12 protein-coding genes are annotated in these 14,348 nt (G+C 30.1%); all 12 read left to right on the top strand.

Annotated features, from left to right (window positions below; translation table 11 throughout):
* Positions 1-184: 184 nt before the first annotated feature.
* The 12 genes from bpsC (at position 185) to tagU (ending at position 14,326) form a co-directional block, all read left to right on the top strand.
* Positions 185-1,066: a UTP--glucose-1-phosphate uridylyltransferase BpsC gene (bpsC, locus tag ACYFX0_RS16925; RefSeq protein ID WP_000757786.1), complete on the top strand. Its 882-nt coding sequence runs from the start codon at positions 185-187 to the stop codon at positions 1,064-1,066.
* Positions 1,067-1,082: 16 nt separating this feature from the next.
* On the top strand, positions 1,083-1,763 hold the full coding sequence (locus tag ACYFX0_RS16920; RefSeq protein WP_106081722.1) for a sugar transferase: 681 nt from the start codon (positions 1,083-1,085) through the stop codon (positions 1,761-1,763).
* 184 nt (positions 1,764-1,947) lie between these two features.
* Positions 1,948-2,928: a glycosyltransferase family 4 protein gene (locus ACYFX0_RS16915; protein ID WP_106081683.1), complete on the top strand. Its 981-nt coding sequence runs from the start codon at positions 1,948-1,950 to the stop codon at positions 2,926-2,928.
* Complete coding sequence (locus ACYFX0_RS16910) at positions 2,925-4,193, top strand: lipopolysaccharide biosynthesis protein (protein WP_106081682.1); 1,269 nt, start codon at positions 2,925-2,927, stop codon at positions 4,191-4,193. The genes ACYFX0_RS16915 and ACYFX0_RS16910 overlap by 4 nt, the downstream gene beginning before the upstream one ends.
* Before the next feature lie 87 nt (positions 4,194-4,280).
* On the top strand, positions 4,281-4,727 hold the full coding sequence (locus tag ACYFX0_RS16905) for a serine O-acetyltransferase (RefSeq protein ID WP_097853602.1): 447 nt from the start codon (positions 4,281-4,283) through the stop codon (positions 4,725-4,727).
* A gap of 30 nt (positions 4,728-4,757) precedes the next feature.
* A complete protein-coding gene (locus ACYFX0_RS16900; protein ID WP_106081681.1) occupies positions 4,758-6,983 on the top strand; it encodes a heparinase II/III domain-containing protein in 2,226 nt (741 codons plus the stop codon).
* Between the two features lie 107 nt (positions 6,984-7,090).
* On the top strand, positions 7,091-8,281 hold the full coding sequence (locus ACYFX0_RS16895; RefSeq protein WP_097888484.1) for a glycosyltransferase family protein: 1,191 nt from the start codon (positions 7,091-7,093) through the stop codon (positions 8,279-8,281).
* Positions 8,282-8,411: 130 nt separating this feature from the next.
* On the top strand, positions 8,412-9,665 hold the full coding sequence (locus ACYFX0_RS16890) for a transcriptional regulator (RefSeq protein ID WP_097853599.1): 1,254 nt from the start codon (positions 8,412-8,414) through the stop codon (positions 9,663-9,665).
* 104 nt (positions 9,666-9,769) lie between these two features.
* The gene (locus ACYFX0_RS16885; protein ID WP_106081680.1) at positions 9,770-10,570 is read left to right on the top strand and encodes a glycosyltransferase; all 801 of its coding nucleotides are present in this window, start codon (positions 9,770-9,772) and stop codon (positions 10,568-10,570) included.
* Between the two features lie 21 nt (positions 10,571-10,591).
* Positions 10,592-11,713 carry a glycosyltransferase family 4 protein gene (locus ACYFX0_RS16880; protein WP_106081679.1) on the top strand — a complete coding sequence of 374 codons (1,122 nt, stop codon included), beginning with the start codon at positions 10,592-10,594 and terminating at the stop codon, positions 11,711-11,713.
* Between the two features lie 205 nt (positions 11,714-11,918).
* Positions 11,919-13,202 (top strand): nucleotide sugar dehydrogenase, encoded by a 1,284-nt coding sequence (locus ACYFX0_RS16875; protein WP_001036872.1) that lies wholly within the window; start codon positions 11,919-11,921, stop codon positions 13,200-13,202.
* Between the two features lie 209 nt (positions 13,203-13,411).
* Positions 13,412-14,326: a polyisoprenyl-teichoic acid--peptidoglycan teichoic acid transferase TagU gene (gene tagU, locus ACYFX0_RS16870; RefSeq protein WP_029443643.1), complete on the top strand. Its 915-nt coding sequence runs from the start codon at positions 13,412-13,414 to the stop codon at positions 14,324-14,326.
* Positions 14,327-14,348 lie beyond the last annotated feature (22 nt).

The following is a 14,348-nucleotide window of genomic DNA, read 5'->3' as shown; positions in this document are numbered from 1 at the left end:
GGTAGAAATTTTATTTCATGCCTACCTTAGACGCTTGTCGTCGGGAGTATGGCGTGAGGATGGGTTAGATGCCCATAATTTATTTCTAATAGAAACTCTACCTATGGAGTTATAAAAATGACTCTATAGGTAGGGTTTTTGTTATTGTTACATACAAATAAATAGATTTATAGGGGGAGTATAATTGAAAAAAGTAAGAAAAGCAATTATCCCAGCTGCTGGTCTTGGGACAAGATTTTTACCAGCAACGAAGGCGATGCCGAAAGAAATGTTACCTATCGTCGATAAACCAACAATTCAATACATAATAGAAGAAGCGATTGAATCAGGAATTGAAGATATTATTATTGTTACTGGAAAAGGAAAACGTGCCATTGAAGATCATTTCGATCACTCTTTCGAATTAGAACAAAGCCTTCTAGAAAAAGGGAAGTATGAAATGCTAGAAAAAGTACAAGCTTCCTCAAAAATAAATATTCATTACATAAGACAGAAAGAACCAAAGGGTTTAGGGCATGCAGTATGGTGTGCACGTAAATTTATTGGAAATGAGCCATTTGCGGTATTACTTGGTGATGATATTGTACAAGCTGATACACCATGTTTACGTCAATTAATGGATCAATATGAAGGTACACAATCATCCGTTATTGGTGTACAAACAGTGCCAGAAAATGAAACACATCGTTACGGTATTATCGATCCAGTTGAACAAAATGAACGTCGTTATCAGGTGCGTCAATTTGTAGAAAAGCCAGTTCAAGGAACAGCGCCATCTAATTTGGCAATTATGGGACGTTACATATTAACACCAGAAATCTTTATGTTCCTAGAGAATCAGCAGACAGGTGCAGGTGGCGAAATTCAATTAACAGATGCGATTCAACGTTTAAATGAAATTCAGCGTGTATTTGCTTATGATTTTGAGGGAACTCGTTATGATGTTGGTGAGAAGTTTGGGTTTATTAAAACGACAATTGAGATGGCGTTGCAACATAAAGAATTAAAAGATGAATTATTGGAGTATATGACTGAACTTATAAAAATAGAAAATATACATGTGTAAAGGTGAGGTGAAAAGGTTGGAAGAAAGAGGATTAATACATAAATCTGTGGAGAAAGAAATAAGTGTAGTGAAAAAAACATCAATTTTCCATGCATTTTTTAAAAGGACACTGGATATTATAGGTGCTATTGTGGGTTTAATAGTATTTTCTCCATTTTTTATTATAATTCCTATCCTTTACATGCGTGGGGATGCAAAAGGACCAGTTTTCTTTAGACAATCCAGAATTGGTAAAGATGGTAAAGTATTTGGTATTTATAAATTCCGTTCTATGGTAGTTAATGCAGAAGAGAAATTAGAAAAAAATGAAGTTCTATATAAGAAATATGTAGATAATAACTATAAGCTTGAGCCAGAGGAAGATCCACGTATTACAAATATAGGGCGCTTTTTACGAAGAACAAGTTTAGATGAACTACCACAGTTTATCAATGTCCTTAAAGGTGATATGAGTTTAGTTGGTCCAAGACCAGTAATTCAGGAGGAATTAAAAGAATACGGCTCTAAAACTTCAGACTTTTTATCTGTAAGTCCTGGTTTAACAGGTTATTGGCAAGTGAGTGGTAGAAGTGATGTAGGATACCCAGAAAGGGTGGATATAGAATTATATTATGTATACAATCAATCTTTAAAATTAGATATTATTATCTTATTTAAAACAGTTTTATTGGTCGTATTACGTAAGGGTGCTTATTAAACATAATAATCACGTTTTTGAGATTATTCATAAATAGATTCCTTGAGAGAGTTATAGCTTGTTCTATCTGAGGGATCTATTTATTTTTTTTATGTCAAATTTTTAGAAAGCTGAATAATATTAGATATATCATTATAAATATTAAATCTGATACATTTAATGGAATTAAGAGGTAATGTAAAATATGAGCGGAAAATATTTTCTTATAGGTCCTTATCCTCCTCCATTGGGGGGCGTGAGTATATATATATATAGGTATAGTAAATTTTTAGAAAACCAAGGTGAAGAAGTAGAATTTATCGATTTTGATAAAATGGGGCGTTTAGAAAAGTTTAAATTTTTAATGCGTTATTGTTTAATATCACCACAAAAGCATACATTCCACCTTAATGAATTTAATACATTAACTATGATTGCTTTATTGTTACGGCCATTTCAATGTAGGATTATTTTACAAAATCATTCTATAAGAATTTTAGATACTTTTCGTAATATGAAAAAAATAATGACTAAATTATTTATAAAAAAAGTAGATTATTGTGTGTTGGTTGGAGAACATTTAAAAGATGGATATAGAAAGAATAACATACAACTACCAAAACAAGTTGTTGTAAAATCACCCTTTATACCACCTCCATTAGAGGATGAAGAATATATTTTATCGACGTATAGCGAAGAGGTTATAAGTTTTTTAAATAACCATGAACAAATATTAATAGGCAATGCCTCAAAGATTACATTTTATAAGAATATAGATTTGTATGGAATTGATATGTGTATAGAAGTAATAAGAATTTTAAAAAACAAGTATCCTAAAATAGGATTGATTTTTGCTTTGGCAGAAATAGGCGATGAAGAGTACTTCAAAAGTATTTTAGAAAAAATTAAAGAATATAAAATAGAGGGAAATATATTATTTCTTACAGGGCAAAAAGAATTATGGCCTCTATTTAAAAAATCAGATATAATGATTCGACCAACTTATAGTGATGCTTACGGTATAAGTATTGAAGAAGCAATTTACTTTAATTGTAGAGCTATTGCAAGTAATGTTTGCAATCGACCAGAGGGTACGATATTGTTTGAAAATCGAAATATAAATGATTTGGTATGTAATATTGAAAAGTGTATTGAAGATATGGATTTTAAGGAGAAATCATTATGATGCAGCCATTAGCAAAGCTGAAAGGGAAAATCCATAATAATATAATCCAACTAAGAAAAAAAGGTTTTTTTAGTTTATTATTAACAAAATTTTTAGTACAGTTTGTTGGGTTTGGAAGTGTTATTTTAGTTGCAAAGTTTATTTCTCCTGAAAGTATGGCACAGATAAAAAGCTTGCAGACTTATTTAATATTAGCTGTTTTAATAGGTACTTTTGGACTTGATACGGCAATATTGAAATATTGTTCGGAACCTAGGGAGGACAGCGAAAAAAATCATCTCCTCTCATATGCGATTCGGAAAAGTATAATTTTTTGTATGATTGCAGTATTGTTATTTAATTTGTTTTTGTTTTTTGTTCCGAAGTATTCTATATCTCAGTGGGGATTGTATACCTTATGCATTCCAATGCTAGCAATGACAAATATTTTAATGAGCTATTTACTAGCTTTAAAAAAAGTAAATCGGATGGCCGTTATACAATCAATAATAAAAATACAGAATGCTGTATTTATTATTATTGGAACATGGTTGTTTGGCATTAAAGGATTTATCATTGCTACAGTATTAGGATTATTATTAGGATTATTACCTTTGTTTAAAGAGATAAATTCAATAAAAATATTACATAAAATACCTTCTAAAGTACCATATGCATTTTGGAGTATTGCGTTTTTTAGTTTTTTAGCGAATTTCACCAATAATATAGGAAATTATGCAGATATTATTATTATGGATAGTTTTACTACGGATCGAGTTGAAATGGGGTATTATGCTATAGCGACTATATTTTTACTAGGAGCAACTCAGGTTACAGCTACTTTACAAAGTATTTATACACCATATTTAGCAGAGAAAAATAAAGATATCAGGGCATTAAAGGCAATGACTTTTGATATCCAAAAAAAGACTATAATAATAAGTATTGTTGTTGGAGTAGCTGTTTCCATTGCCTCAATGATATTTGTTCCCATTTTTTATGGGGAGGCTTATATAAACACAGCAAAGTATACTGGAATATTAATGATTAAGTATGTTTTGTATTCTTCGTATGCAATCACAGCTGCAATGTTAGTTTCTTTAGGAAAGATGAGAGAAAATTTTTATGTAACAATTATCTCAACACCTATAGCTTTATTTAGCAGCTATCTAGCTATTCAAAATTTCTCGGTTGTTGGAGTGGCATGGGCGCAAGTGTTTAATGGTCTGATTATTTTAGTATTACAGTATTCTATGGTATTTAGAGTTTTAAAAAAATGTGCATAAACTACTAGTTTTCTTATTGTTAGATAAAGTATTGGTTATGTAGTTTAATACTTTTTTATATAAATGGTTGTTAAGGGGATGAAACGCATGTTAGATGCCTATAGATTATATTCAATCGCTAGAAAGCAATATTTAAAACGAAATTTTAGGATAGCAAAAATCATTACAAAAATAAATAATTTAGTGCATAATTCAAATATACCTCATACTGCTCAAATAGGTGAAAATAGTTCATTTGGTTATGGTGGCATAGGAGTTGTTTTGCATAAAAATTGTAAAATAGGAAAAAAATGCGTTATTGGTCAAGGATGTACCATAGGAGGCAGAGCTGGACATGGTGGTCCACCCGTAATAGGGGATAATGTTTATATTGGCCCTGGTGCAAGATTATTAGGAGATTTTAAAATAGGAAATAATGTAGTAATAGGTGCTAATGCGGTTGTTATTAAGGATGTACCTGATAATAGTGTGGTAGGAGGAGTACCTGCGAGAGTTTTAGGTACAGATCCAAGTAGATATCTTAAAATGGAATAAGTGAAAAATACTAATATTAGGAGGGGTTTTGTGTATTTAAAAAAGATAAAAGGATTATCCCCAAAGGAAATAGTAGTAAAAATTAAGAAAAAAACCTTTACTACTATTTCTAAAGAAATTAAGTGTTTTCAAGATAACTTATATCCCTCTTATTCGAAAAAAATTTATAAATACGAGTTGGAAAATATTTTTTTAGATCCCATAGAGTACGAATTTACTGATTTTGAAATCAAGCAAATTAAAGAAACAACATCCCTCTATTTAAAGCATTATTTTGATTTGTTAGGATCCGGATGGACTAAGGTTCAACATAATATAGAATGTAGGGGGCTAGGGGAGTATAGATATATTGCTAAAAAAATTGAATCAAATAATGTTGATGGATTGATAAAAAATTTAGTTAATAAAAAAAATATCCCTTATAGTAAATATGTTCGGAGTAAAATATCAGATGACTATTTACCGATAGATTGGAGAATAGATTTTAAATCAGGTTATTGTTGGGATTCAAGAAAGCATTCTTCTAAAATATCTTTTGGTAAACAACCGGGAGTCGATATTAAAGTGCCTTGGGAGCTTTCAAGAATGCAACATTTAGTTCAATTTGTATGGGCATATAAATTAGCGAAACAAGGAAAGGAAGGATTTGCTAGTCCATATGTATATGTAAGAGAATTTCAAGATGAGATCCTTGATTTCATCTCTACAAACCCACCTAAATTCGGGGTGAATTGGACATGTACTATGGACGTTGCGATTCGGGCGGCTAATTGGCTTTTAGTTTATGATTTATTTAAAGTACAAGGAGTCGAATTTGATAAGGAATTTGAAAAAATATTTGTACTTTCTATGCATGATCATGGTAATTTTATTTTTAATAATTTAGAGCGTAATAAGGATATAAGGAATAATCATTATTTATCTAATATTGTGGGGCTATTCTTTATAGCTACATACCTTCCTGCCACAGAAGTGGTATCACAGTGGTTAAATTTTTCATTCCAAGAATTAATTCAAGAGATGAGTTTTCAATTTTATGAAGAAGGCTCAAACTTTGAAAATTCAACTACTTATCATCGCTTATCTAGCGAACTCATGCTTTATGCAACAACAGTAGCGCTAGCATTACCTGAAGAGAAAATAAAGGTATTGCATAGTTATAGATTGCAAAATCATATTGAAATTTGTAAAAAACTAGGATTTGAAATTGATTCGGATAAATTTTGGGATTTCCATAATGGAAAAATTTTTCCAAATTGGTATATAGAGAGATTAGAAAAAACGGCTGAGTTTACAGCTGATATTACTAAGCCTAATGGAGAGGTTGCACAGTTTGGTGATAATGATAGTGGAAGATTCTTTAAGATACAGCCGTCTTATAATTTATTAACAGTTCAGGAAGCTAAGCAAAGATACTTAAATTTAAGTACTTATAATGAATTAAGTGATAAAGAAAATTACTGGGATGAGGACTTTTTAGAACATCGCTTTCTAGTAGCGGGAATTAATGCTTTATTTAAAAGGAAGAAATTTTTTAGCTTTGTAAATAAACCTTCTATAGAATATGTATTAATTAAAAATATGGTGAAGGATCATATGGAAACATATGAAGAATCTATTTTACCGTTTTTAAAATATAATGTTTTAGAAATCTCTATAAATAAAAAGGAAAAAAATGAAATAAATAAATTAGAGCAACAAGAAAATTTTGTTCAATATGTTTTTTATTCTAAATCTAATTTAGTTGAGGGTATAAAAAAGATAGCATATCCTGACTTTGGTATGTATATTTTTAAATCTCAAGATTTTTATTTAGCTATTAGATGTGGGAAGCTAGGTAGTAATGGAAAAGGAAGTCATGATCATAATGATCAACTTAGTATCGAATTAGTAATAGATGGTAAAAATGTTATAAAAGATCCTGGAACATATCTATACACCCCAATACCAGAGAAAAGAAATTTATTTAGATCAACAAAAGCACATTTTACAATCCAATCAGGTGATATAGAACAAAATAATTTTTATGCTGGATTGAATGGTTTGTTTAGTTTAGAACATAATACAAATAGCCAGTGTTTGGAATTTAAAAATAATAGTTTTGTAGGGTGCCATAGTGGTTATGGTCAGAAAGTATATAGGAAAATAGAAATATGTGACAAACAAGTAGTGATAACCGATTTTGGAACAAGTATTGTTAATCCAGAATTCAATTACTATTCAAATGGTTACGGACGAATTATTAGGAATAAATAAAATTTTTTTTATACATTTCTAATTAACTAAAGAAGGAATAATAAAAATAAAATTACTTTATATAATATAAAATTTAAATAAAATCGAGAAGGGATTTATTACGGAATATGAAGAGAGTAATGGTAATCAGTTATTGGTATTATCCGGAAAATGTAGCCCGTGCATTCCATGTGAAAGGTATTGTATCTTCTTTGATACAAGAGGGATATCATGTAGATTTAATAATTCCTAGAAATACTATGTATCAAGGGATGGGTACTAAAGAATCAGAGAATATAACTGTACATCAAGTGAAGCCAGGTATTTTACTCCATAAAGAAAAAAATAGATGGGATGTTAATAAAAATATATTAAATAATCCCCGTAGCAATTTTCTTATTAAAGGTTTGAAAAAACTATATGATGTATTTGTTTGGCCAGATCGAACAATTGAGTGGGCCATCAATGCATATCGCTATGTTAGAAAAAACAAATTGCATAGTAACAGTGCAGCTATGGTGACTATAGGTTTACCGGTTTCTACTCATATTACAGGACACCTATTAAAAAAAGAAGCTTCGCATTTAAAGTGGATAGCAGATTATGGAGATCCTTTTTCTTTTAATCCAGATAGAAAGATAAGGAAATACGATAAGTTTCTAGAATCAAGGGTACTTAATAATGTAGATTCTATAGTAATACCAACAGAAAGTGCGATAGATTGCTACACTAATCTTGGTGTAAATAGGTCGGAAATTCATGTTATCCCTCAATTATTTGAAGAACAACAGGGTGAAAGTAACTATAAAATAGATAAGAGTAAATTTAATATAATGTACGCAGGGTCTTTTTATAGAGGGATTAGGAGCCCAGTGGAGTTTATCCATGGTCTAGTATTAGCTAGTAAAAATAATCCAAAATTACATTTTCATTATTTTGGAAATGTAAATGCATTAGAAGAATTTTTAAAAGTTGAGGGATTGGATATAAAAACAATTCCTATTACGGTAAATACATTTAAAAATAGAAGTGAAATTATTAGCATTATGAAAAAAATGGACTTGTTAATTAATCTAAATAACAAGAGTACAAGTCAAATACCTAGTAAAATTATTGATTATTTGTATGCAAATAAACGAATTTTGAATATAGGATCAACTTTAACTGAACTATTTGATAATGTAAATAATCAAAAGGAACAAATTGCAGATAAATTACTTGAAATTAGTTTAGATAGTGCAGACTTTAACTATGCAGATTTAAAGGAATATTATAGTTATGCCTCTAATGCTAGAAAATATATGGACTTGCTTGATTAAATTTAAATAATAAATATGTTAATAAAGACGGTAGGAAGATAAATTAGTTAACTAAAAATATGGGAAGGGTTCTTGCGACATTAAAAATATATTTAATAGAGTAAGATTAAAGATAGGATGATATAAATAAATGCAAAAAGGTAGAATAGATTCACTTTTTTATAAGATATATATATTTATGGCAGCATTCTTGGGATTTTTATGGTTAAATCCATTTTTCACATGGAACAATAGCATAATACCTCTCTTTGGAATAATTCATATCTCAGTATTTTTATTATGGATTAGTATATCGGATTACAAAATTAATAAATCAAATATATTTAGTGCTTTTTTAGCTTTTATATTAATAGCAATTTTTAGTTTTAAGGATGAGAATATTATTCGTAACTTATGGCTATATTCTGTTTCACTTATCCCATTAGTTTTGATAAGGAATGAGGAACGTTTAAAGATTTATGATAATTTTATTAAAATAGTTGCCATATCTCTTATACCAGCAATAGCGATAGCTATTCTTTTATTTGTAGGAATAGATTTACAATGGTCTCAGTTATCTAGTACATCTTGGACAAAACCTTACTATAGGAATTACTTTAATTTATCTATCTACCACTTTTTTAACGGATCAGATCAAAGGTACTTCCTCCCTTGGGGAGGAAGTATTGATAGAATTTGTGGAATGTTTGATGAACCAGGAGTAGTTGGAACAATTAGTGGTTTAATCTTAGCATCTAAAGGATTTTCTTTGCGTAGAGGTTATGAGAAAATATTATTTGTAGCAGGGATATGCTCTTTCTCATTTGCTTTTTATGTAATTGTATTTTTATATCTTTTGATAAAGAAGTACAAATATGCTTTGCTATCAATGGGTGTGCTACTAATATTAATGAATACTGTACCTAAAGATACTTATGTATATGAAAAGATTCTTTACAGATTGGAGTTAGGAAATAACGAATTAGAAGGAAATAATAGAGCGAACGCAGCATTCGAACAAATATATAAGGAATTTTTGCAAGATGGTAACTTATTGTTAGGGATGAAAGAAAAAGAGTATTTTTATAAAGCAAATGCTTATGGTTCAGAGGCATTATCTTGGAAAACCTTTGTAGTAGTAAATGGATTTTTATTATTCGTCCTTCATACCATATACTTTATGGGGCATGCTTTTGCTATGAGAAATAGGTATATCTGGATTTTTTGTATAATTTACTTCCTATCTATTTACCAAAGGCCATACGATTTTTCATTAAGCTATTGGCTTATATTTCTAGGGGGACTTGCTGCATTTAATAAGATGTCAATATCTAAATTTAATTCTTCAAAAAAGATTCGAGCGAACACAAATAGTCCTAATGCAACTATTAATCAACTGGAGTAATTTAAGATATATATAACAGAATTAGGGATTGGGGAATCCAGATTAATTTAGATTCCTGTAATCCCTTTTCTCATTTATATTAGAAAAATGATTGGAGCGAGTGTATGCCAGAAATAGCATTATTAATTCCTGTATATAACGATCAAGCTGGTTTAAATCAAACCTTAGAATCTTTATTAAAGGAAACAAAAGAGAAGGTAGATGTAGTAGTTGTTGATGACGGTAGTAAGGAACCAATCAATGTTCCTGAGAATATAGGAATTCACCATATTATTTTTATAAAATCCGAAGTCAATAAAGGAATTGAGCATGTCTTAAATTTAGGATTAAAGTATATTTGTGATAATGGCTATACATTTGTTGCCAGGATAGATGCAGGAGATACAATTGAACCTAATCGATTTTATAAACAGAAACAATATATGTTAGGTAATCCAAATTATATGTTGATAGGATCGAACGTAAGGCATACAGATATGGATGGTAAAGAAGTGTTTATAGAGCGTGTGCCGCTTTCAACAGAAGAGATAAAAAAGAAGATGCATATTAATAGTTGTTTCCCACACCCATCTGTTATGTTTAGAACAGTGATTATTAAGGATATTGGTGTATATCATACGGATTTCCCAGCAGCAGAAGATTACGAATTTTTCTTTAGGATAATGAATAAGTATGAGGTTTCAAATTTAGATGAAGTTCTCATTTGTAAAGAAATTAATCCTAATAGTATCTCATTAAGTAGGCGAAAGAGACAGTTATATAGCAGAATTAAAATTCAAAAAAAATATTTTAACCCCCTAGTTTTAGAAAGTTATGTGGGATTAGTAAAATCTTTTATCTTGCTAATAGCTCCTAATAAACTAATTATTGGTATTAAGTCTTTACTAAGTAGATCTTCTAACTAATGATAAAAGGGGTCATGAGCAATGAAAAAGGTTGTTTTTATATGTGAGGCGTTAGGTGGAGGAGTTAGGAGACATTTAGTGGACGTACTCTCCAATCTAGATTTAGATGAATATGAGGTACATGTTGTACATGGTACTAAGCGGGTAGATGATGTATTTCTATCGGCAAAAAATAAGCTTATGAAAAAAGGGCTTTATTTTTATGAAGTCACAGAAATGGTAAGGGAATTATCAATTAAGAATGACATAAGAGCTACAAAATTAATTATAAAAATACTAAGAGAAATTAGGCCACAAATTGTTCATTGTCATAGCTCTAAAGCAGGTGCAATAGGCAGGATAGCGGCAAAAATATGTGGGATAAAAAGGGTATACTATACACCACATGCATATGTATTTCAAAACCCAAATTTATCCCCAAAGAAAAAATTTGTATATAAAAATATCGAAAAATTATTAGGCTTCTTAACAACAAAAGTTCTTCATGTTTCAAAAGGTGAAGAAACATTTGCCTTGGAGCATAAAGTCATTTCGTTAAATAAGTCAATGGTAGTATATAATGGTATTTCATTTCCCGCTATAGATAGTAAATTTCCTTTAAAAGATTGTGAGGAGAAATTGATAGTAGGAACGATTGCGAGAATGGATTATCAAAAAAACCCATGGTTATTTATTCGTATAGCTGAACAGGTAATTAGGGAAAATCAAAACGTTGAGTTTGTGTACATTGGGGACGGAGAGTATTTTAAAGAAGTTTTCGATTATGTTCAAAAAAATAATTTAGATAAATTTATTAAATTAAAAGGATTTCATTCGAATCCAGATATAGAATTAAATCGCTTTGATATATTCCTATCTACCTCCTTATATGAAGGTATGCCTTACTCATTAATAGAGGCGTTATCATATAAAAAGCCTATTATCGCGACGGATGTTGTAGGTAATAATGAAATAGTGCTTGATGATTATAATGGTTATCTTTTTGATAAAGATAATGCTGAAGAGGGAACACAAAAAATATTAGAAATTATAAAAGATCCTATATTATATGCCAAGCTATCTAAAAATAGTCTTAGGACATTTGAAGAAACCTTTACAATTGAAAAAATGCTATCTTCAATAGAAGAGTTATATTCCAAATGAAAAAAATATAGGTAGTGCAATGAGTCTTTATCATTAAAGAATTAATCATCATTAATACGTAATAATAGGATTTTATTAACTGAAAGAATAATAAAGTATAGTATTTTTATATGAAATATTCTAGTAAGTATAAGTTTGTATGAATTTATATTTATTATAATTTTGATATATGAGCTAAATAATAAAAAGATAAGGATTGGTGAAAATGAATAAGAAAGTTTGTGTGGTAGGTTTAGGTTATATTGGTTTACCAACTTCAGCTATTTTTGCAAAAGCGGGATATGATGTTATAGGGGTAGATGTAAACCCTGTTGCAATTGAAATGATTAATCAAGGTAAAGTTCATATTGAAGAGGTTGGATTAGGAGAATTAGTTAAAGATGTAGTAGAAAAGGGGAAATTAAGCGCTAGTGTAGAACCAACCAAAGCTGATGTGTTTATTATTGCTGTTCCTACACCACACAATGCTGATCATACTGCAAATTTAGACTATGTCGTAGAAGCTACTAAGTCTATTTTACCATTCTTACAGAAGGAAAGTATTGTAATTGTAGAATCTACGATTCCGCCAAGAACTATTGATGATATAGTGGCTCCAATTATTGAGGAACAGGGATGGAAAGTAGGGGAAGAAATTTACCTTGCACATTGTCCGGAACGTGTGTTACCTGGACGTATTTTAATAGAATTAGTAGAGAATACAAGAATAGTTGGTGGGATTAATAAAAAATCTACGCAAAAAGCAGCCGAAGTTTACGGTTGTTTTGTAAAAGGGGAAATCCTTGAAACTACTGCTGTAACAGCAGAAATGTCTAAGCTTATGGAAAACACATTCCGCGATGTAAATATTGCATTAGCAAATGAATTAGCAAAAATCTCTGAAAAACTTGGCGTAAATGCTTTAGAAGTTATTAAATTAGCTAACCATCATCCTCGAGTAAATTTACATCTTCCAGGACCAGGGGTTGGAGGACATTGTTTAGCAGTGGACCCGTATTTTATTATTGAAAAGGCACCCGAAGAGTCTCAATTAATTTCTAATGCGCGCTTTATAAATAATTCTATGCCTGTATTTGTTGTAGAGCAATTAGCAAAAATTATTCCAGATAAAAATGCAAAAGTTGCAGTTTTAGGAATTACATATAAAGGTAATATTGATGATGTCAGAGAAAGTCCAGCTATGACAATTGTAGATTTACTTAAAGAACAGGGTTATGAAGTTGCTGTACATGATCCTCATGTTCATGAAAATCAAGTCCATTTTAATTTATATAGTCTAGAGAATGCTGTAAAAAATGCAGAATGTATTTTAGTACTAACAGACCATAATGAGTTTAAACAAATAGATGAACAAGTCATTATTGATAACGCAAGAAAGGCTATTATATTTGATACACGTAATTGTATGAATATAAGCAGTAAACAAATTTCTTATTACAATTTTAATAATCTATATGAACTAAGAAGTTTAGCAAGCATAAGAGTATAATGAACTAATTGCAAATGGTTGGTTAAAAATGTGTTTTATTAAATTAGATATTTTATACGAAGGGTATATGAAAATTTGAATTCTTGCAATTAAGTGCATAAAGGAATTTGATTATTTATGATGACTATAGATATTTTGAATGCATTTAGGCTATAATTGTAACTATGTTTTTTGAGAAAAGATTTCGATTTTCGAAAGAAGGTTAAAAAATGAAAAAGAAAATTTTATTCTGGGTTCTAGGTATTATTGGAATTCTTATTGTCGGTGGTGGAGTATATGCTTATACTGTTTATTCTAATGTTTCTAATACATTAGATGCTGTTCATAAACCATTAGATCGTGAGAAATCTGAAAAACGAGAAAAGAAGGTAGATATTTCAGATCAGAAACCCATATCTATTTTAATGATGGGGGTAGACCAACGTGGTGAAGACCAAGGAAGGTCGGATTCATTAATGCTATTTACATTAAATCCTACGACGAAATCTATGAAAATTGTTAGTATTCCACGTGATTCTTATACAGAAATCGTTGGAAAAGGTACAAAGGATAAAATTAATCATGCTTATGCTTTTGGCGGAATTGATATGGCTGTAAAAACAGTAGAGAATTTTCTTAATGTACCAGTTGATCATTATATTGAAGTAAATATGGATGGATTTAAAGATATTGTAGATGCTGTTGGTGGTGTAGATGTAAATAATGATTTAGATTTCACATATGAAGGAATTCATTTTGAAAAAGGAAACATTCATTTAGATGGTAGAAAGGCATTACATTATTCTAGGATGAGAAAGCTTGACCCACGTGGTGATTTCGGACGTCAAATGCGCCAACGTCAAGTAATTCAAGGAGTAATTAAACAGGGTGCTACAGTTTCTTCTTTAGCAAGTTACGGTGATGTATTAAAAGCAATTGAGAAAAACGTTAAAACAAGTTTAACGCAAGACCAAATGTTTGATATTCAAAAGAACTATAAAGATTGCATGCAGAATAGTGAAGAAATCCAAATCCCAGGTGATGGTCACAAAGCTGCTGATGGTATTTGGTACTACTATGTTCCGGATGCAGCAAAACAAGATTTAACGAATAAGTTAAGAACACATCTTGAATTGACTAAGTAATATGTAATAACCCAACTCCTTT

It is taken from the genome of Bacillus sp. NEAU-Y102 (assembly GCF_054788175.1).
Note: the sequence above shows the minus strand (reverse complement) of the source record. Positions and strands in the feature narration are given on the sequence as shown.

What these genes read in the sequence shown, in the direction of transcription:
- ACYFX0_RS16915 (WP_106081683.1), top strand. Translation starts at nt 1,948, where the DNA reads ATGAGCGGAAAATATTTTCTTATAGGTCCTTATCCTCCTCCATTGGGG.
- ACYFX0_RS16910 (WP_106081682.1), top strand. Translation starts at nt 2,925, where the DNA reads ATGATGCAGCCATTAGCAAAGCTGAAAGGGAAAATCCATAATAATATA.
- ACYFX0_RS16905 (WP_097853602.1), top strand. Translation starts at nt 4,281, where the DNA reads ATGTTAGATGCCTATAGATTATATTCAATCGCTAGAAAGCAATATTTA.
- ACYFX0_RS16895 (WP_097888484.1), top strand. Translation starts at nt 7,091, where the DNA reads ATGAAGAGAGTAATGGTAATCAGTTATTGGTATTATCCGGAAAATGTA.
- ACYFX0_RS16890 (WP_097853599.1), top strand. Translation starts at nt 8,412, where the DNA reads ATGCAAAAAGGTAGAATAGATTCACTTTTTTATAAGATATATATATTT.
- ACYFX0_RS16885 (WP_106081680.1), top strand. Translation starts at nt 9,770, where the DNA reads ATGCCAGAAATAGCATTATTAATTCCTGTATATAACGATCAAGCTGGT.
- ACYFX0_RS16880 (WP_106081679.1), top strand. Translation starts at nt 10,592, where the DNA reads ATGAAAAAGGTTGTTTTTATATGTGAGGCGTTAGGTGGAGGAGTTAGG.
- ACYFX0_RS16875 (WP_001036872.1), top strand. Translation starts at nt 11,919, where the DNA reads ATGAATAAGAAAGTTTGTGTGGTAGGTTTAGGTTATATTGGTTTACCA.
- tagU (WP_029443643.1), top strand. Translation starts at nt 13,412, where the DNA reads ATGAAAAAGAAAATTTTATTCTGGGTTCTAGGTATTATTGGAATTCTT.